Below are 18,014 nucleotides of genomic sequence, written 5' to 3'. Positions count from 1 at the left end.
TGACATCGTCAGAAACGTTGTGCCGCAGCCACTGCCGCGTCGATGTCGGCGTGCGCGGCCGCCGGTCCGAGTATGCGCCGCAGGTCTGCCGCCGTCGGCGCATCACCGGCGGCGACCATCGCCCGGAGCCGGGTGCCGAGGTCAGCCCAGTTGCCTCCGCCGTCGTCGTAATGCCACCCGTGAGCGGTCGCATGCGCCCCCTGCGCCCAGCGTTCACCCCGCACGGCCAGCAGTGCCGCGTACGCAGCCCACCTCGGTTTCATGTCCCCCGGGGTCGGCAACCCGACCGTCCGCAACGCCATGCCGTGACACCTCTCTGCCGGGTTTGTCCGAACCAGGGTATGGCCGTGGCCGACGGTCCCGCTCCCGGCGCACCGAAAGGAACTGAGCGATAACGGAACAGGCGAGGAATCGACGACCGGCACCCGTTCGCAGTACGGTGTGGATCGTGACGCGATGGCACCGCAAGGTTCTGACACTGGCCGTGTGTGCGGCGGTCGCGATCGGCGGTTCCGGAGCGGCCGGGACCCTCGCCGCCGGCCCGGCGATCTCCTCGCCGTCGAACCTCGGCGACGTCGGCACGGTCGTCTCCGCCAGGCCGCTCGCCCCGCAGTTCTGGGTGCCCGGCTCCGCCGACGCCACCGTCCTGACCTATGTCACGACCGATGCTCTCGGCAAGAAGGCGCTCAGCACCGGGACCGTGTTCACCCCACGGGGGACGGCACCGCCGGGCGGTTGGCCGGTGATCTCGTGGGCCCACGGGACGTCGGGGATCGGCGACGACTGCGCCCCCTCGGTCCGGGGTCCGGGCCTGCCCGAGCGCGACCTGCCGTACCTCGCCAAGTGGATGCAGCAGGGCTACGCCATCGTGGCCAGCGACTACGCCGGCCTGGGCACCCCGGGTCTGCACGCCTACCTCGACGGCCGCACGACGGCCCACAACGTCGTCGACATGGTGCGAGCGGGCCGGGAGTTCTCCTCGACTCGACCTGTCGCACAACGGTTGTCGCGCTCCTGGGCGGCGGTCGGGCAGTCACAGGGCGGCGGCGCGGCCATCTACACCGCGCGCTACGCGACCGAGTTCGGCGGTGAAGAGCTCGACTACCGGGGTGCCGTCGGCACCGGCACGCCGGCCTACATCGAACGACTGGTCCAGATCGCGGGTCCGGGTGTCCCGCCGGTGGCGATCACCCCGGCGCTGACCGCTTACCTCAGCTACATCCTCGCCGGACTCCGATACGCACACCCCGAGCTCGGCATCGATCGCATCCTCACGCCGAGCGGCCGGAAGTATGTGGCCCTCGCCGAGACCCGCTGCGTCGGCGAATTCGAGGAGCAGCTCCGGGGCGTCTCGCTCGGCGACTACTTCACCGCCCCGCTGACCAGTCTGCCGAGATTCTCCGCGACCCTGGCGAATTACCTGGGCATGCCCGAAAAGGGTTTCGACAAGCCATTTTTCATGGGCCACGGCCTGTTCGACACCGACGTGCCGTATCCCACCACCGCGGCCTATGCGGCGACGCTGACCGCCAACCGCCAGCCGGTGACCTTCCGGACCTATCCGAGCGACCACAGCGGCACGCTGGTCCGGTCGCAAGCCGACACCATCCCCTTCCTCGGCCGGCTCTTCGGAAAGTAACCGCCGAGGGCGTTCGCGCACCCCGGTACCGGCGTGGCGTCATGCCGTGGCACGATGGGATCACCGGTTGAGCAGCTGCCGTCGTACATCTCCCGGGACGGGGCCGCAAGTCGGGCTGCCGCCGTCCCCCGTAGAGAGGGCCACCCGATGCAGGCAGAGAATCCTGATGCTGTGATCGTCGACGACAGTGGCCTGAGTGCCGGACGCGCGCTGATGTCGGTGGTGTCCGCAGCACATGAGCAACTGGTGATCCTGACCGTGGAGGGCAGCATCGACGTGCTCACCGCCCCGCAATTGTCCGACGCCGTGTCGCAGGCGCTGAGCGGACAACCCGACGGTCTGATCATCGACCTGACGACCACCGAGTTCCTGGCCTCCGCCGGGATGGCGGCGCTCGTCGCGGCACACGAGGCCATCGCACCCACCGGCATGTTCGGCGTCGTGGCCGCCGGACCGGCGACCGCCCGCCCCCTCACCATCATGGGCCTCGACCAGACGATGGTGCTCTACCCGACGCTGAACCATGCGATCACGGCCATGACCACCACAGAGGGGCTGGCCGACCGTCCGGCTGGTTAGTCACAGATGGTTCGGATCTCATCGGCTCACCGAGACCCCGGCGACTCGGACGGGACGGACGCGACCGGTCTCGCATTTTCGGTCACGGCCTCTCCCGAGTCCGCCTACCGCTTCCGGCAACAGTTCGCGCAGTGGCTGGACGCGACGATCAGCGTGGACGCCGAGCGTCGCAGCGACATCGTCCTCGCGGTCTACGAGGCGGTCGCCAACGCGGCCGAGCACGCCTACGCCACCCCATCGCCCGGCACCCGGCCCGGTGCCATCGATGTCCGGGCGCGGAAGACGCGCGACGATTCCCTGGAGGTCATCGTCACCGACACGGGGCAGTGGAAGACAGATGCGTCGTCGTCGCCGTACCGCGGTCGCGGACTCGCCCTGATCTCGGCACTCTGCGACGCATCCGACGTCACCAGCGGACCGCACGGGACCTCGGTGACCCTGAGCTGGCGTCAACGACAGAGCGTCTGAGAACCGCCCGAGAGACGGGTGTCCCCCGGGCTGGGGACACAAGTACTTCTTGTCGGTTAACAACCGATGCCTGAGTCAGCCGGGCCGCCGACCTAGGGGTACGGTTCGGGCAAGGCTTCGTCGACGGGTCTGTTCAAGTGACCAAGTCTGTCGGCCGAGTCACATAACCTGAAGTCCGAAGGCGGGTTCGGGGCCGGCCGTCGAACAGCTCGGTGGAGCGTGCTCCCGATCCTGACATCGCTGCACAATGCGCATGCACGTCAGCGCACGAGGAAGGGAGTCGAGATGACCGACTTCACCGTGGACTCGAACATCGACGACGCGTGGCGCACGTTCGCGTTGCACGTCGGAGATCGTCTGTCGCATCTCGAGGCGGGCGAGACCCTCACGATCCAGCAGGACCCCGCCATCCCGGAGGGTCCGCACGGGACGATGCGATTCTCGGTCACCGGTTCGCGCCGGCTGCGCTGCACCATCGAGGACACCGACCTGCATCCCACGCCGGAGTACTTCGCCGAGCATCTCGACCTCCTCGCAGCCCTCGGGTGGCGACGTCTGCGCAACGGCACCCACATCTTCGAAGTCGGGCGGCGCCGCGTCGATCAGCTCGCGCACACGACGGTGCTGACGCTCCGGCAGGTCTGGGAGGTCGTGCACCCCGCGTTCCTCGACCATTCCCCCGCCGCGCGCCCCGAACCCCAGATCGAGGTCGCGGTTCAGCCGTTCGACGCCGACCATCTGCGGGCATTGCTCGTCGGCTCGCTCGAGGACCTCACCGGCTGCCGTATCCAGACCGACGCCGACGGCGACATCGCCCTGCCCACCAAGCCCGTCTCGTCGTGGCTGAGTCCGCGCAACGACGCACCCCGCTTCGAGTTCTTCGCGCGCCTCGCCGGTGACATCACCGACCGCCGGCGCGCCGCCGATATCGTCGCCGCCCAGCCGACCATGGGGTCGGCGGTACGTGTGCATCTCCTCGAGGACGAGGTCTTCGCGACGCTGACCGTCGAGTGCGCCGTGTTCCATCCGCACAACCTGAGCTCGGCGCTGGCCGAATGGTTCACGTTCCTGGCCGACTGCGCCCCGTCGGTCATCGCCAAGGTCGGTGAGGACGCACCACTGACCGCGAGGAACGACGGCCGTTTCCCCGACGCTCTGCAGACACTGCTCGAACTCGACCCCGACGGCCGCTCGCTGTCCGCCCGCGAGGTCGCCAAGATCTGCCGGTACAGCCAGGCCGACATCCTCTCGTACATCAACACCAGCGAGGAGCAGCACCTCACCTGGCGGCGGTCGGCGGTCGACGCGGCCGCCGCGTCGGACCCGGCCGAGGCCGACGCGTGCCGCCATGAAGCCGAGGCCTGGAAGGCGACCACGCACAACCTGCGGGCGGCGCTGCGCGTCGTCGTGCTGTCCGACGACGACGCCGCGGATCGCAGCTCGCAGGCCAAGTGACTCAGGCAAATCGGTACCGGCAGGACCCCTGCACGTAGTCTGCGCGGACGATTTCCGACGCGGAGCATCGCACCGCCGCCAGATGAGGCGTTCAATTGGTTAGGCAACCCTCAGCGGTTCCAGTCACGATCGGAGCCCTCACATGGCCATCACCACGAATCGGCGCGCACTCACGATCACCTTCCCCGAGCTGGGTCACGACGCCCGGTTGCACGTCACGTTCCAGCGGGCTCTGCGCACCGCGGACCCGGTCGGACGGCGCGGCGCGGTGGGCGGCCATGGCGCCCTCCGCCTCGCGCAGGGTTCACCCGACGGCGACGCGCACGCGACCATCCCGATGTGGCAGTCGGAGGCCACCTGGCTCGACTTCTCCTCGCCGCACCTGCACCCGTTCCTGGTGATGGTCGGCGTCGACGGTGTCAACGTCGTCAGCGGCAGTGCGTTCACGGGCGTGCCGGACTTCGACGCCGGCGATTACCTCGAGGTGCCCACACAGCCGTCCGTCGCGTGGTGTCGAGGCCCCGCCGGCCGAGAACAACAGGTCGTCGCCCCTTCGACACAGGGTGTTCAGGACTTAGGCCGCGCCGGGACGCTGGTGCAGTTGACGGTCATCCCGATGCGCGCCGAAGCGTGGGCCAGACGCCGCCGTCATCTGCCGTCGGCGTCCGGGACCTGTGTGCTCTGCGACATGTCGCGAACCGGGCAGTCCGGTGCGCATCCCCGGCTCCCCGCGCCGCGCGTGATGGGTCCGCTGGAGTCCGCGGACACCTGGCATCCGACGACGTTCGACGCCGCCGCGGTCCGCATCGTCAACTCGATCACGTGGAAATCGCTCACCGGGGAACCGGTACCCCACGTGGCGCTGACGAGCACCGACTACGCCGACCACGATCTCCCGTGGGACCCGGTCTACGACGAGACGATCGAGCACTCCGCCCCCCTGTAGTTCTGTTGCGGGTGTCGCCACGGGTGTCTGCGCGGCGTCGTACTATTCGGATCCGGTCCGCGTACGTCCCGCCCACGAGGAGCCTGCATGTCCCCCGATTTCGACGCCGACCTCGAGGCGGCCTGGCGGGACTTCGCCGACACTCTCGCGGTTCGGGTGCCACGTCTCCTGCCGGGTCAGACGCTGTCGATCGTCGAGGCGGCCGCCGGAGGATGGCGACGACGGATGACCTTCGCGGTGGCCGGAAGTCCCGAGTCGGCAGACCGCCTGCGCTGCACCATCTCGGCGGGGGACCTCACCTGGACCGACAAGGACCGGTGGATGCGCCAGGCCACCTACATCGTCGACCGAGGCTGGTGCCGGCTCGAGGGTCGCAGCGCCTTTTGCTTCGAAGCCGATGCCGTTCGGTCCGGCGACCTCGCCGGCGCCGCCGTGCGGGCGTTGCGCGAGGTGTGGGGTGTCATCCACCCGTCGTTCGTGAGCATCGGCGACCCGTCCTTCGCCCGACACCACTCCCCGGCTGACGGTCTCGACACCGACGACGCCGACGAGACCGACGCCGGCCGGCCGGCCGACTCGGATCGAGCCGGCAGCACGGACGCCGACACCCTGCGCTTCACCGCCCCGGCCCGTTTCCTCGACGCCCCAGTCGAGGGCGGGGTGGTGCCGCAGTCGAAAGACCATCTCGTGGAACTGGCCCGCGCCGCGATGAGCGCGGCCGGACGTCCCGCCGTGGTGAGCCCACGCAAGGCCATCTTCCTGCGGTCGACGGGCACCTCACTGCTCCGGCCGACCCGAGACGCCCGCTCCCTGGAGATCGTGACCATCCTCAGCTCGTCGGTGCCCGCACCCTCGCTGCTCGGAATGGTCGTCGCCGAGTTCTCGCCGCGGTGGCCCGAAGTCGCGCTGGTCGTGCGCAACGGGCTCGTCTTCGCCCAGCGCCGCATCGACGTCGCGGTCTTCAGTCCGGCCAATCTCGATGCCGCCCTCCGACGCTGGGACGACTTCGCCCGGTCGGCGCGCGGGGAGATGATCCGACGCCTCGAGAGCGGCCCCAAACTGGAGCACCGTCGCCGTGGCGACCGCCTTCCCGTGGCGCTGCAGGGGCTCCTACGGGTCAACCAGAAGCTCGACAACAAGCTCTCCCCAACGACCGTGCTGGCCATGTGCCGTCAGGACCGTGAGCGCGTCCACGAGTTCTTCGACATCTGCGCGGCCGAGATGCGGGAGTGGATGGACAATCTCACGACCGCCCGCAAGGCCGAACTCGGCGACGAGGAGATCGCGCTCTGCGAGGCCGAGCACCAGGCCTACGCCCGCGTCGCCCGGTTGCTCCTCACCGCGATGGACCTCGCCGGCGGGTCGTCACTCGGTCCCTCGCCGGGGACGTGATCCCGGGGCGGGCGGAGGATTTCCGACTGCCGCGCCACCCCCCAACTGAAGTCGCATGCGACGTCAATCAGGCCGCGCGACTTCGATCGAAGTCGCGCCGACGGATCGATATCGCATGCGACGTCACTCGGCAGCGGAGTAACTGGTCTCGGCCCAGGCGGGGTTCTCAATCAGTGGGACCGTACGACAGGTGCACGACGCCGTTGTCGAACACGTCGGTGCCGGCGAGCGTGAGCGGCAGGTCGGCCAGACCGTCGAACAGGCGGGCACCGCTGCCGAGCACGACCGGATAGACCAGCAGGTGCAACTCGTCGATCAGCTTGTCGCGCAGCAGCGCCCGCACGAGGGTGCCGCTGCCGCTGATGTACAGGTTACGGTCTTTCTTGAGTTCGCGGATCCGGTCGGCGTCGTAGGCCCCGATGACCTCGGAGTTCTGCCACCCGGACGCCTCGTCGAGGGTCGAGGACACCACGTACTTGGTGGTGTCGTTGAAGAACGGGGCGCCGGGATCGTCGTCGACGGTCCGGTCCGACCATTCCGGGCCGAACATCTCGAAGGTGTTGCGTCCGAGGAGGATTCCGGTGCAGTCGTTCATGAACGAACTGAGTGTCTCGCCGAGCGCGTCGGGGAAACCGTACGGCATCGTGAAACTCGGGTCCTCGTAGCTGCCGTCGAGGGTGATGAACTCGTGGACGTGGATCTTTCCCATTGCGCTGCCTCTCGTCACTCCGGTGAACGTCACGATGTCAGACCGTGGGGCGGCGGGAAAGTCATCGGCGTCGAGAGTCTCGTGACCTCTGTCGGGACCCTTCGTGACGCGCCCTCCGCAAGCTCCGGGCGCTCCTCAGGGAGCGGAGGGGGCGGCGCCCTCCGCAAGCTCCGGGCGCTCCTCAGTATCCGCGGCCTCGCGGCCGTCGTGGACTACGAAAGAACTCGTTGTGCTTGGAGCGAGCCTAACCACTGCTCCCTGAGGAGGCCGGAGCTTGCGGAGGCCGTCACGAAGGGTCGTGGTGAGATGCGTCGCCAAACCCTTCGTGGCTCGTCGCTTACGCTCCTCGCACCTCAGCGAGCGGGATTTCGCCCCGCCGTCTGGTAACTCTGGACCCACACATCGGCGATCGAAGGAGATCCATGGACGTCGCAGGCAAGGTTGCCATCGTCACGGGTGGCGGTGGAGGTATCGGCGCGGCCATCGCGCATGCCCTGGTCGATGCGGGCGCGCGGGTCGTCGTCACCGATCTCGACGAGTCCGGTGCCCGGGCCGTCGCCGAGGAGCTGGGCGATTCGGCGACCGCGCTCGCCGGTGATGCCTCGTCAGACGAACACATCGACGCCGCGGTTCGGCTGGCGGAGAACACCTTCGGTCCGGTCGACCTCTACTTCGCCAACGCCGGGGTCGGACTGGGCGGCGGTGTCGACACCGGGGAGGAGGTGTGGGATCTCGCCTTCGACGTCAACCTCCGCGCCCACATCCGGGCGGCTCGACGCCTGATCCCGGGCTGGGTGGAACGAGGGAGCGGCTACTTCGTCAGCACGGCGTCGGCCGCGGGTCTGCTCACCCAGATCGGCAACGCGCCGTACTCGGTCACCAAACACGCCGCGGTCGGCTTCGCGGAATGGCTCAACATCACCCACGGCGACGACGGGGTCCGCGTCAGCTGCCTCTGCCCGATGGGTGTCGACACCAAACTGCTACGGCCCGACGGTGATTCCGCCACCGCTGACCAGCGGTTGATGCAGCGGGCGGTCGAGAGCGCCGGCGCGGTACTCACCCCCGGGACGGTGGCCGCGATCGTCCTGGAGGCCGTCGCCGACGAACGCTTCCTCATCCTCCCGCACCCGGAGGTCCTCGACATGTACCGCCAGAAGGGCGCCGACTACGACCGGTGGCTGCGTGGGATGCGCCGCTACCAGACGAGCTTGCGGTGACCCTTTGCGTTCGACAACCATCGTCGTCTCAGGTCCCAGGTGCCGACAGCGCCCAGCAGGAGCGAGCTGACGAGCAAACCCGAGCCCGCACCGATGCTGCCCCAGGTGCCCGCCAGCACGAGGGTGACCGGAAAGGTGATGACGAACACCACCGTGTTGCATCGCAGGATCGTCTTGGTGTCCAACTCCGCCCGGAGTACTGACATCCAGATCGAATACGGGACGCGCAGGACCGAGGCGGCCGCGAGCAGGCACAACGACGTCGTGAACTCCGAGCCCGAGTAGGCCGGGCCGAAGATCTTCCCGACGAGCGGCGAGGCTGCGATCAGAACCCCTGCTCCGACGACGACCAGACATTGCGAGATGGCCCAGATTCGACGGATCTGCCCGGCCAGTGCCGCCGGATCGCGCGCGAGATGCGCGGTGAGTGCTGCTCCGATGCCATCCGGCACGAAGTCGAGCACCTGTGCCACCGCGAGCGCCAAGGCCAGAGTCGCACCCGCAACCGGTCCGGCGACGAGCGTGGTGAGGAACGGCAGCACGAGGATGAGTCCGAACGAGGTCGCGCTTCCGATGCCATCGCGCAGAGCGAACATCGGCATCTGGGCGCGATCCACCACCACGACACGGTGCGGGCTTGTGCGGTTCTCGGGGCGCCGCAGAATCCGCGGCACGAGGACGACGAACACCACGCACGCCCCGAGCAGGGCGGGCACGATCGTGGCCCACACCGCAGCGAGCGCCACGACACTCGCCAACACGCAGACGAGGGCCACTTTCAGAACCACGGCGGCCACATTGACGATCGGAAGCCAGCGCGAGGCGTGCAGTCCGATCAGAGCGGCGTCCTTGAGTACGAAAAGCGCCATGACGACGGACCCGCAGGCCACCAGCACGACGGTCGCCACCCGGTTCTCGAGCATGTCGCCCGCGATCATCCCGCCCATCACGCCGAAGACGGCGGCCGAGCCGATGGTGATGAGCAGGCCCTCGAGCAACCGTTCGCGACGTGGGCAGTCGGGCGTCGACAGCATCGCCTTGTAGGCACTTCCCACCCCGTACGCGGTGATGGTGCCGACCGTCGTGACAAGTGACAACAGAGCGGTCTGGATGCCGAGCGCATGTGGAGGGATGACCCTGGCCGAGACCACCCAGAAGAGCATTCCCGCCCCAGCCGTGACGAAGAAGCTCGCCACCACGGCGACGGAGTCCACCGTCATCGCCCTCGAGCCGAGCATCACCGGCCTGCTCACGATGCTCATGTCTGAGGACTCAACGCGCTTCGCGCCTCGGTCAGCATCGCGAAGAGGTAGCCCAGACCTGCTGCGACGACGGTCCCGGCGAGAACGGTGCAGCGTCCGAGACCTCCGGGATCCGTCCTGCGCTGCTCGACCGTCACACCGTCGCGGAGGTAACGCATGATGGCCGCCGGGACCGTCCTGGTGAGATACGAACGCTCCGAGCTCGTGGCGTCCGCCGCCCCGACGAGGCCACTGATCTGTCTCTTGGACACGCCCTCGCCGAACGACCGCCGCAAGACGTACCGGACGTGTGTCCTGTTCCGGCTCACATGGTGTCGCACACGGACATCCGGGTCGAAGATGATCCTCGCAGCCGGGTCAGAACGGGCGATCCGGATGCACAACTCGGTCTCTTCGCAGCCCACCGGAAGCGTGCCCACCCGTCCGAGGTCGGTGTCGAATCCCCCGACCTCGAGCAAGGTCCGGCGACGGAACGCCATGTTGCACCCCATCAGGTTGCGGACCGGCGCCGGCGCGGTCGGCAAACCCGCGTAACTGCATCCCACTGTCCAGTCGCATTCCCGGGGAAACCAACGGGGTCGGTCGCCGGGCCACACCGGCTCCGCGTATCCGCCCACCGCCGCAACATCCGAATCGGTGAACTGCCCGGAAAGTCGCCGGCGCCAGCCGGGTTCGACGACGGCATCGTCATCGACGAACCCGACGATCTGACCGGAGGCGAGACGGGTGCCGCAGTTGCGGGCACCGGAGAGACCGCGCTTCTCGTCGTTGGCCACCACCCAGATCAGCGGCTTGAGCGACGAGGCGAACTCACGCCTCGCCAGGTCGAACAGCTCATCATTGTGGTCGATCACCACGATCAGTTCATCGTCATCGGTCAGTTCGCGTTCGGCGGCGTCGACCGATCGGATCAGGTCAGCCCATCGGTCGGTGGTGTAGGCACAGATCACCACCGACAACTTGCCGATGTCACTATTTCCCATCAGTCCTCTTCAGTTCCGGTCGAAGTCTACACTCGTGCAACGTCATTCCTCGTACGACCACACGGCAGCCCAGTCGACGAGAACCCGGCCGCGGTTGTTCCCGTCGCCTCGGGTCTCGGTCTGCAGTTGCCAGCGCATCGGTGTCGTCGGGACCCACTGCGTGCTGTCCAGGACCACGGTGTCGTCGAGCAGGTACCGCACACGCCCCGGCGACCATTCGATGGTGTAGGTGTGCCAGTCGGTGAAGCGCGCCCCGATGTCCCGGGACGGGATCTTGCACCCGTCGCAGGAACCTTCGCCCGCGAAATGTTGCCATCCACCAACGGTTCTCGACAGCCAGCCTTCGGGGAAGTCGAGTTCGCCGTCCCGCGGCCACTGTTCCGATTGCGGCCACAGGAGCCATGCGACGTAGTACTCGTCGAGGTCTGGTGTGTCGACACGCATCCGGACCGAGTAGCGCCCGTAGGTCTGGTACTGGCTACCGGTGTCGAGTATCGGTGATGCACTCGCCCCTGCCGGAACCCCGTCGACGTTGTGCAGATCGAAAACGAGGTACCCGTTGTCCACACTCAGTACCTCATCCGCTCGATACGGCCGACGGTCGAAGGTGTCCGGGAAACACCGCGGATAGGTCAACCACTGCTGACCTTCCGCGCCGGTGTACACGACGTCGTACGGGGAGCACTCGTTCGCCCAACTCCCTACCGGCGCATCACGATCGAAGTCGTCGAAGAACACCTGCTTCCAGCCGGGGAGGTCTCCACGAGGAAACCCCCGCGCCGGTGTCATCCCACATCCGACTACCGGGGCGAGGAGAACCACCGTCAACAGCTGCAGGAATGTCCGGAACCAACCACCTCGCGCACGCGTCATATCCGGCCCACCATGTAGAGCAGGGCGGAAGCGCAGGCGATCGCCGTGGTCGTGATCGCCACGACGGTGATGACCTGTGACACGCGATCGGTGGACACCGCTCCCCGTGGAGGGACCCGATGCTCGCGCCGAACGGTAGCGGCTACGAAAAGAGCTGCGGCCGTGACGAACAGCAGGACGGTCGCGATCATGGCGCGGTCTCCAGATCGATGTCGGGCGCCCCCAGACGCTTCAGCACGTGGACCTCTCCGTCGTCGTAGGCGGAGACGAAACCGTCCCGTTGCACCATCAGCGCGAGTTGTCGGGCGACCTCGTCCGGGCTGATCCCGTACCGGTACTGCAACAGCTTCTCGTCCTCCTCGGATACCAGCAGATAGTCGATGTCCTCAGCCGCAGTGCATTCCGCCAACTCGCGCTGTTCGGCGATGCACGAGGCCCCGATGTCGTAGGCCCGCGGCAGTCCGATCGTCGAGCCGTGCCCCCAGTACGCGATCGCAGACGACGGCGCCTGGGCCACCAGCTCGTCGGAAACCCGCACGGTGGCCGGCCGCGAGTACTCGAACGAGGTGTTGAGCGCACGATTGGAGACCCCCAGCACCGCGACCACGAGAGTGACTGCGACCGCACTGATCGCGAACACGGTGGCGGGCAAGCGCGCGGGACCGCGGATTCGACGCGCCGCACCGACCACGGCTAGCGCGGCCAGTGCGGCCAGCGCGGGTGACGCATACAGGAAGCACCGTACGAGCACCTCGCCGCCGTAGCTCTGCACCACGACGAGCGCGAACGGGACCAGGGACAGGACGGCGAGGGGTGATCGGAATCGGCTCTTGCCGAGACGGAACCAGCCGATCGTGGCCACCAGGAGGAGCAGGGCGGTGCCACCGATCCTGAGGTACTGCATCCGACCGTAGACCGGATCCCCGGTGATTCTGTCAGACAGCCCGGAGCTGACACTCGCGGTGACGTCGCCGATCTCGGTCAGGATCTGATCGAGGTGCCCCAGCCAATACCCGCTCGCACCGAAGGTGAACCACGCACTGAACAGGAGCAGTCCGGCCAGCCAGAGCAGTTTGTGTCGTGTGGACCCGACGAGGGCGAGCCCCGCCAGGGCGGCAATGGTCACCATCGGGGTCAACTGGTGACTGACCACCATCGCGGCGACGAGGACGATCACAACTCCCTCGACCGCGTATGAGAATCCCGGTCCACGACCACGTGGTCGTCCTGGCACGCGTCGCCATGCGCGCCAGAAGCCGACGGGCGGGAGGGGTGAGACCCTCAGCTGCCAGATCAGCACAGCCACGATCGTCACGTACAACTGCATCGCGAGCGCCTGGGGCGCAAAGTAATCCTGCTGATACCAGTTGAAGAGAATGTAGATGGTGATGGTCCCCCATCCGACGCGCGCGCTTCCGGACACGCTGTGTCCGAGTGCGTACAGGGGAAACATCAGCAGAGTTCCGAAGATCAGCGACGCGCTGGTGAGGAAGACCGTGCTGTCGTCGAGCCCACCCGTCCTCATCACATGCGCCGCGCCCGCGAAGAAGCCACTCCAGCTGATCCGGCCGTCGACCGCGGGCGGCAGCGCGCCGAGCTCGGAGTACCAATCGGTCAGGAACCGGTGCACATAGGCGGTCGGGAAAGGCGGTGTGCCACTGGACCATGCGACCGGCATGCTCATGTAGACGATGAGCATCACGTTGGTCGCGGCGAGACCCGTCCGGTGCAGTCGGCGTCGACGATACTCCCGGAACAGGGCCACGCAGAGCGCAGCCAATCCGATGAAGTAGGTGATCCCGAGAACCGGTACGAGCCCGTACACACCTGCCTGCTCGGGATGCAGTCGGGCGACGGCGATCAGGAAGAGGACGAAGGCGGCCACCAGCAGTGCCGCGGTGACCCGATCGAACGTCCGGACCGACGTGATCACCGCCGACGCCGCCGCTCCCGCGCCCGCGCGCAGGTCGGACGACGGACGCGGGCATCGCGCTCTGATGAGTACACCGGTTGCGACGGCAGCGATCACGAGGATGACCCCCTGCGCGAGCAGCGGATGCCAGAAGCCGGCGAGGAGCGAGGCCAGCCCGATGATGGCGGTCGTGCTCAACGACAAGGCGATGGCGACGCTCGGCAGCAGTCCGTTGCACGGCCACCCGAACAGCCCCGCGATCGGTAACCCGGGGAGAACCAGGGTCACACTCACCACCACCACGGCACGGAGCCCCTCGGGCAAGAGCGCCGCCACCCCGGATGCCGTCAGAACGCACATCAGCGTCGAGACCGCGATCACCGTCATCGACAGGAGGGCGACGACGGCCGGTGCACGGTCAGGCACCGAGTGCGCAGTCGGCGGGCTCGGTAGCGCCCGCGCGATCGCGACCTCGAGTCGGTGAACCACGTCTATCCGTCCGTGGCCCGCCCCGAACCGATGGCGGGACGGTAGAAGGATGTCACCGCGGAGACGACCCGGTCGAGATCCGCGTCGCTCATATACGAGTGCAGCGGAAGGGTCAGAACACGGTCGGCAGCGGCCTGGGTCACGGACAGGTCACCGCGTCGGCTGTTCCGGTAGAAACTGAACTCATGCGCACCCTGGAAGTGAATTCCGGTGGCGACTCCGGCGGACTTGAGGTGTTCGACCAACTGGGCGCGTTCGGCGCGACCGCCGGTCCTGATCACATAGATGTACGGTGCTATGTCAGCCCAGTCCGTGTCGAACAGCTCGAGCCCGGGGATGTCGGCGAATGCCGAATCATAGAACCGACAGTAGCGTTGGCGGTTGGCGATGAATTCGTCGACCCTGGCCAGTTGCGACAGACCGATCGCAGCGGGAACCGAGCCGAGGTGGCACCGGTAACCCTGCCGCACGACGTCGAAGTCCCAGTTGCGCTGGTTCCGATATCGCGCGTCGGTGTCGGAGTCGATACCGAGATGCCGAAGCTCCCGAAGCACCTGCAGGTCAGCAGGATCTGAGGTGACGATCGCCCCGCCCTCGAGCGTCGTGATCATCTTCACCGGTCCGAAGCTGAAACATGTGATGTCGCCGTGTGAGCCGATACGACGACCCGCCCGGACGCTGCCGAACGCGTGCGCCGCGTCCTCGATCACCCGCAGATCGTGCTCGCGCGCAATGGTCATCAGCTCATCGAGGTCGCACGGGAAGCCGAGGTAGTCGACCACCAGAATCGCCTTGGTGCGAGGCGTGATCAGCTCGCGCACACGCTGCGGGTCGATGTTGAGGTACCGGGGTTCGACGTCACAGAAGACCACCTCGGCTCCGGTCCGCGTCAGCGCCTGATGACCCGCCACGTAGGTGAACGACGGACAGATCACTTCGTCGGACGGGCCGAGTCCGATCAGCCGGGCCGCCAGATGAAGCGCTTCGGTACACGAATTCGTCGACACGACAGTTCTTTCGGATGCGCCGAGGTAGGTTCCGACCTCCTCCTCGAACTGCTTGCTGAGTGCACCCATGCCCAGCCATCCGGCCGCGAGGGCATCGACTGCAGCCTGCTGGACATCCTCGCCCAGGTAGGGGCGGTAGACGGGCACCGTCGAGGTGGCTCGTTCCATCGAGGTCGTCATGACCAGCACCTCCACGGCGCCTCTCCGCGATCCCAGAGATCATTGAGGAAGACCTTGTCCCAGATGGTGTCCATCCCGCGCCAGAATCCGTCGTGCTGGTATGCCGACAGCTGCCCCTCAGCGGACAGGGTCTCCAGCGGCTCCTTCTCCAGCAGGGTGGCGTCGCCGGCGATGTAGTCGAGGATCTTCGGCGACGAGACGAAGAACCCGCCGTTGATCCAGCCGCTGCTGCCTTCCGGCTTCTCGACGAATCTGGTCTGCGGCGAAGAGACGTCGAGCGTGCCGAACCGCCCGGGTGGTTGCACGGCCGTCACCGTCGCGATGCTGCCCGACATCTCGTGGTGCGCCAGCACCTTTCGGATGTCGATGTCGGCGACACCGTCACCGTAAGTGAACGAGAAGGTCTCGTTGCCGATGTGTTCGCGAGCGCGCAGGAGGCGGCCGCCGGTCATCGTGTCCAGACCGGTGTCGAGGAGGGTGACGCGCCACGGCACACCGTTCGACGAGTGGTTCTCGATCGCGCCGGTGCCCAGATCCACGGTGACATCGCTGGCGTGCAGGAAGTAGTTGGCGAAGAACTCTTTGATCATGTAGCCCTTGTAGCCCAGCAGCACAACGAAATCCGTGACGCCGGCGGCCGCGTAGATCTGCATGATGTGCCAGATGATCGGGCGTCCGCCGATCTCGACCATGGGTTTCGGCCGGTCGACGGACTCCTCACTGATCCGGGTGCCTCTGCCTCCTGCGAGGATCACCGCTTTCATGACCGATCACCCGTCCATCGCAGATCGGCGTCGAGCACGTCGGCGTCGAGGAGCTCGCGCAGGACTCGCAGCCGGACGAAGTCGTTTCCGTTGAACCGGTCCGCGCTCAGGCCCGCGTCGACGTAGGCGGCGTGGATCTCCGCGATGCCGGTGGCCAGGGTCCACTGCGGCGCATAGCCCGGTAGCGACGTCTCGATCTTGGTGAAGTCGACGACGTAGTTCCGGATGTCGACGACGACGTCGTCGGCGAAGGCCACCTCGCACTCGGGCACGATGTCGGCGACCATCTTCGCGACATCCCGGATCTGATGGTTGTCGCTGTTGCGACCGACGTTGAACACCTCGTTGTGCACGGTCGCCGGTGGCGCCTGCAGGACCGTGACGATCGCGTGCGAGATGTCGCGGACATGGACGAGCGGTCGCCAGGCGGCGCCATTGCTCATCAACAGCACCTTTCCGGACGTGACCGCATGCCCGACGAGGTTGTTCACCACGACATCCGTGCGGAGGCGACGGGAGATCCCGTACGCGGTGGCGTTCCGGAGAAAGGTGGGGCAGAAGGCGTCGTCGGCCAGCTCGCTGATCGTTTGTTCGGCGCGGACTTTGGATTCGCCGTACGGAGTGACGGCCTCCATCTCGGCATCCTCGGTGAGCGCACCCTCCGCGCCCGCCCCGTAGAGGCTGCACGACGACGAGAAGACGAAGCGGGCAACGCCGGCCGCCTTCGCAGCTCGGGCGATGCCCACGCTGGCATCGAGATTGATGTCGTAGGTGAGCTCCGGGTTCAGCTCGCTGACCGGATCATTGGACAGTGCCGCCAGGTGTACGACGGCGTCGAACCCCGCCAGATGACGCTGCTCGACGTCACGGATGTCCATGTCGAGCGTGGGTACGCGCAGCGGTTCCGTGCGGAAGTCGCGGTCCCGATAGTAATCGGTGTCGAGCCCGACGACGTCGTGTCCGGCGTCGACGAGCATGGGGACCAACTCGGCTCCGATGTATCCGAGATGTCCGGTGACGAGAACCCTCATCCCCGTCCTCCTGTTCGTTGGCTGTCGAGGTGCCGACTGGGCACCTTGCTGAATACCGGGGCGATCCCGGCGTAGATGTGTCTGATCTGTTCCGTCATGCGGACTTCGCTGAAGTCATCCGCTACGGCGAAAGCTCTGTGCGCGAGCCGATTCCATGACGTCCGATTGGTCAGCACGTCGTTGATCCGGTCGGCACGGTCGTCTGCCTGCGGGTCGATGGCGACACCGCACGACCTCTCGTTCACGATGTGTGCGATCTCGCCGCACGGGGTTGTCGCCACCGGCGTGCCGCTGGCCAGCGCCTCCAGCGCCGACAGCGGTAGGCCCTCCCACCGCGATGTGAGCAGGAACATCCGGGACCGGGCAACCTGTGCGCGTGTGTGCGCGTGGGTGTCCCCGACGCTGATCTGGACCACGTCCTCGAGGAGCAGTTCCTGGCGTCTTCGGAGGAAGTCGTCCTGTAGCGGTCCCGTACCGGGAGAGATCCACAGGCAACGAAGACTCTCCCGCCGTTCCGAGAGCTCCTTCACCAGTTCGAGGAACAGCAGCGGGTCCTTCTGCTCGTCGAACCGCGCGACGTTCACGAGGTCGTATGGCCTGTCTTCATAGGCCGCAATGGTGGCGCCCAGCTTCCGTACTCCGTTGTGCACGACCGAGACCCGCTCAGCAGTCACGTGCGGGAAGTTCGCGAGTAGTGACGCCCGGACGGCGCCCGACACCGCGACGATCCGCTGCGTGCGATACGACAGGCCGCGATGGTCGGTGAGCACGTTGTGTACGTGTTCGACTGTGCGGGAACCACGCCCGAGCGCAGCGGCGATCAGTCCGAGAAATCGTTGCTGACAATGGATCACGTCGGCGGATCGCAGTGCGCGGAGTGCTGCGGAGTCCGTGAGACGAAGCCGTCGGATGCCGGCATCGGCGAGCCGATGGTCCCATTCACCGGCCGCCAGCGACAGCACGTCGACCTGATGTCCCTCGCCCGCGAAGTGGGTCGCGACCTGCAGGATGAAATGACTCACCCCGCCGGGACTCATCCGATCCGTCATCACCACGATCCGACCACGCCGCTCACCGGCGTCGTCGACCTTGACGGAGGTCACGG

The 18,014-nt window shown here is 67.1% G+C and carries 17 protein-coding genes; 7 read left to right on the top strand and 10 right to left on the bottom strand.

Annotation, left to right across the window (positions count from 1 at the left end; genetic code table 11):
- Nucleotides 1–8 precede the first annotated feature (8 nt).
- Nucleotides 9–302 (bottom strand): hypothetical protein, encoded by a 294-nt coding sequence (locus tag GR168_RS00790; RefSeq protein ID WP_159369749.1) that lies wholly within the window; start codon nucleotides 300–302, stop codon nucleotides 9–11.
- Nucleotides 303–439: 137 nt separating this feature from the next.
- Between GR168_RS00790 and GR168_RS00785 the strand changes: the two genes are divergently transcribed.
- The 6 genes from GR168_RS00785 (at nucleotide 440) to GR168_RS00760 (ending at nucleotide 6,479) form a co-directional block, all read left to right on the top strand.
- Entirely contained in the window at nucleotides 440–1,639 is a 1,200-nt protein-coding gene (locus GR168_RS00785) for a lipase family protein (RefSeq protein WP_159369748.1), read from the top strand.
- A gap of 147 nt (nucleotides 1,640–1,786) precedes the next feature.
- Entirely contained in the window at nucleotides 1,787–2,218 is a 432-nt protein-coding gene (locus GR168_RS00780; protein WP_065631340.1) for an STAS domain-containing protein, read from the top strand.
- Between the two features lie 6 nt (nucleotides 2,219–2,224).
- Entirely contained in the window at nucleotides 2,225–2,686 is a 462-nt protein-coding gene (locus GR168_RS00775) for an ATP-binding protein (protein ID WP_065631341.1), read from the top strand.
- A gap of 285 nt (nucleotides 2,687–2,971) precedes the next feature.
- Entirely contained in the window at nucleotides 2,972–4,141 is a 1,170-nt protein-coding gene (locus GR168_RS00770) for a hypothetical protein (protein ID WP_159369747.1), read from the top strand.
- Between the two features lie 142 nt (nucleotides 4,142–4,283).
- A complete protein-coding gene (locus GR168_RS00765) occupies nucleotides 4,284–5,087 on the top strand; it encodes a hypothetical protein (protein ID WP_159369746.1) in 804 nt (267 codons plus the stop codon).
- 87 nt (nucleotides 5,088–5,174) lie between these two features.
- On the top strand, nucleotides 5,175–6,479 hold the full coding sequence (locus GR168_RS00760) for a hypothetical protein (RefSeq protein ID WP_159369745.1): 1,305 nt from the start codon (nucleotides 5,175–5,177) through the stop codon (nucleotides 6,477–6,479).
- Nucleotides 6,480–6,645: 166 nt separating this feature from the next.
- Here GR168_RS00760 and GR168_RS00755 read toward each other — a convergent pair whose 3' ends face one another.
- Complete coding sequence (locus tag GR168_RS00755; protein ID WP_159369744.1) at nucleotides 6,646–7,188, bottom strand: dihydrofolate reductase family protein; 543 nt, start codon at nucleotides 7,186–7,188, stop codon at nucleotides 6,646–6,648.
- Nucleotides 7,189–7,610: 422 nt separating this feature from the next.
- Here GR168_RS00755 and GR168_RS00750 point away from each other — a divergent pair, with 422 nt between their 5' ends.
- Nucleotides 7,611–8,408 (top strand): SDR family oxidoreductase, encoded by a 798-nt coding sequence (locus GR168_RS00750; RefSeq protein WP_159369743.1) that lies wholly within the window; start codon nucleotides 7,611–7,613, stop codon nucleotides 8,406–8,408.
- Here the strand turns inward: GR168_RS00750 and GR168_RS00745 are convergent.
- From GR168_RS00745 to GR168_RS00710, 8 genes are all read right to left on the bottom strand, one after another.
- A complete protein-coding gene (locus GR168_RS00745) occupies nucleotides 8,387–9,670 on the bottom strand; it encodes a hypothetical protein (protein WP_159369742.1) in 1,284 nt (427 codons plus the stop codon). The genes GR168_RS00750 and GR168_RS00745 overlap by 22 nt on opposite strands.
- Nucleotides 9,667–10,653 (bottom strand): glycosyltransferase, encoded by a 987-nt coding sequence (locus tag GR168_RS00740; protein ID WP_068972368.1) that lies wholly within the window; start codon nucleotides 10,651–10,653, stop codon nucleotides 9,667–9,669. Before GR168_RS00740 ends, GR168_RS00745 begins: the two co-directional genes overlap by 4 nt.
- 42 nt (nucleotides 10,654–10,695) lie before the next feature.
- Entirely contained in the window at nucleotides 10,696–11,442 is a 747-nt protein-coding gene (locus tag GR168_RS00735) for a glycoside hydrolase family 16 protein (protein ID WP_065631396.1), read from the bottom strand.
- A gap of 271 nt (nucleotides 11,443–11,713) precedes the next feature.
- On the bottom strand, nucleotides 11,714–13,864 hold the full coding sequence (locus tag GR168_RS00730; protein ID WP_139115588.1) for a hypothetical protein: 2,151 nt from the start codon (nucleotides 13,862–13,864) through the stop codon (nucleotides 11,714–11,716).
- A gap of 65 nt (nucleotides 13,865–13,929) precedes the next feature.
- The gene (locus tag GR168_RS00725; RefSeq protein ID WP_139115589.1) at nucleotides 13,930–15,114 is read right to left on the bottom strand and encodes a DegT/DnrJ/EryC1/StrS family aminotransferase; all 1,185 of its coding nucleotides are present in this window, start codon (nucleotides 15,112–15,114) and stop codon (nucleotides 13,930–13,932) included.
- On the bottom strand, nucleotides 15,111–15,878 hold the full coding sequence (gene rfbF / locus GR168_RS00720) for a glucose-1-phosphate cytidylyltransferase (RefSeq protein WP_065631350.1): 768 nt from the start codon (nucleotides 15,876–15,878) through the stop codon (nucleotides 15,111–15,113). The genes GR168_RS00725 and rfbF overlap by 4 nt, the downstream gene beginning before the upstream one ends.
- Nucleotides 15,875–16,909 (bottom strand): SDR family oxidoreductase, encoded by a 1,035-nt coding sequence (locus GR168_RS00715; protein ID WP_068972371.1) that lies wholly within the window; start codon nucleotides 16,907–16,909, stop codon nucleotides 15,875–15,877. Before GR168_RS00715 ends, rfbF begins: the two co-directional genes overlap by 4 nt.
- Nucleotides 16,906–18,012 carry a glycosyltransferase family 4 protein gene (locus tag GR168_RS00710; RefSeq protein WP_065631352.1) on the bottom strand — a complete coding sequence of 369 codons (1,107 nt, stop codon included), beginning with the start codon at nucleotides 18,010–18,012 and terminating at the stop codon, nucleotides 16,906–16,908. The genes GR168_RS00715 and GR168_RS00710 overlap by 4 nt, the downstream gene beginning before the upstream one ends.
- Between the last annotated feature and the right edge of the window lie 2 nt (nucleotides 18,013–18,014).

The sequence above is a fragment of the Gordonia sp. JH63 genome, assembly GCF_009856645.1.
GTDB lineage: Bacteria > Actinomycetota > Actinomycetes > Mycobacteriales > Mycobacteriaceae > Gordonia > Gordonia hongkongensis.
This window is presented reverse-complemented; position numbering and strand designations above follow the sequence as displayed.

What these genes read in the sequence shown, in the direction of transcription:
- GR168_RS00780 (WP_065631340.1), top strand. Translation starts at nt 1,787, where the DNA reads ATGCAGGCAGAGAATCCTGATGCTGTGATCGTCGACGACAGTGGCCTG.
- GR168_RS00725 (WP_139115589.1), bottom strand. Translation starts at nt 15,114, where the DNA reads ATGACGACCTCGATGGAACGAGCCACCTCGACGGTGCCCGTCTACCGC.
- GR168_RS00760 (WP_159369745.1), top strand. Translation starts at nt 5,175, where the DNA reads ATGTCCCCCGATTTCGACGCCGACCTCGAGGCGGCCTGGCGGGACTTC.
- GR168_RS00715 (WP_068972371.1), bottom strand. Translation starts at nt 16,909, where the DNA reads ATGAGGGTTCTCGTCACCGGACATCTCGGATACATCGGAGCCGAGTTG.
- GR168_RS00765 (WP_159369746.1), top strand. Translation starts at nt 4,284, where the DNA reads ATGGCCATCACCACGAATCGGCGCGCACTCACGATCACCTTCCCCGAG.
- GR168_RS00745 (WP_159369742.1), bottom strand. Translation starts at nt 9,670, where the DNA reads ATGAGCATCGTGAGCAGGCCGGTGATGCTCGGCTCGAGGGCGATGACG.
- GR168_RS00775 (WP_065631341.1), top strand. Translation starts at nt 2,225, where the DNA reads ATGGTTCGGATCTCATCGGCTCACCGAGACCCCGGCGACTCGGACGGG.
- GR168_RS00740 (WP_068972368.1), bottom strand. Translation starts at nt 10,653, where the DNA reads ATGGGAAATAGTGACATCGGCAAGTTGTCGGTGGTGATCTGTGCCTAC.
- GR168_RS00735 (WP_065631396.1), bottom strand. Translation starts at nt 11,442, where the DNA reads ATGACACCGGCGCGGGGGTTTCCTCGTGGAGACCTCCCCGGCTGGAAG.
- rfbF (WP_065631350.1), bottom strand. Translation starts at nt 15,878, where the DNA reads ATGAAAGCGGTGATCCTCGCAGGAGGCAGAGGCACCCGGATCAGTGAG.
- GR168_RS00770 (WP_159369747.1), top strand. Translation starts at nt 2,972, where the DNA reads ATGACCGACTTCACCGTGGACTCGAACATCGACGACGCGTGGCGCACG.
- GR168_RS00755 (WP_159369744.1), bottom strand. Translation starts at nt 7,188, where the DNA reads ATGGGAAAGATCCACGTCCACGAGTTCATCACCCTCGACGGCAGCTAC.
- GR168_RS00790 (WP_159369749.1), bottom strand. Translation starts at nt 302, where the DNA reads ATGGCGTTGCGGACGGTCGGGTTGCCGACCCCGGGGGACATGAAACCG.
- GR168_RS00750 (WP_159369743.1), top strand. Translation starts at nt 7,611, where the DNA reads ATGGACGTCGCAGGCAAGGTTGCCATCGTCACGGGTGGCGGTGGAGGT.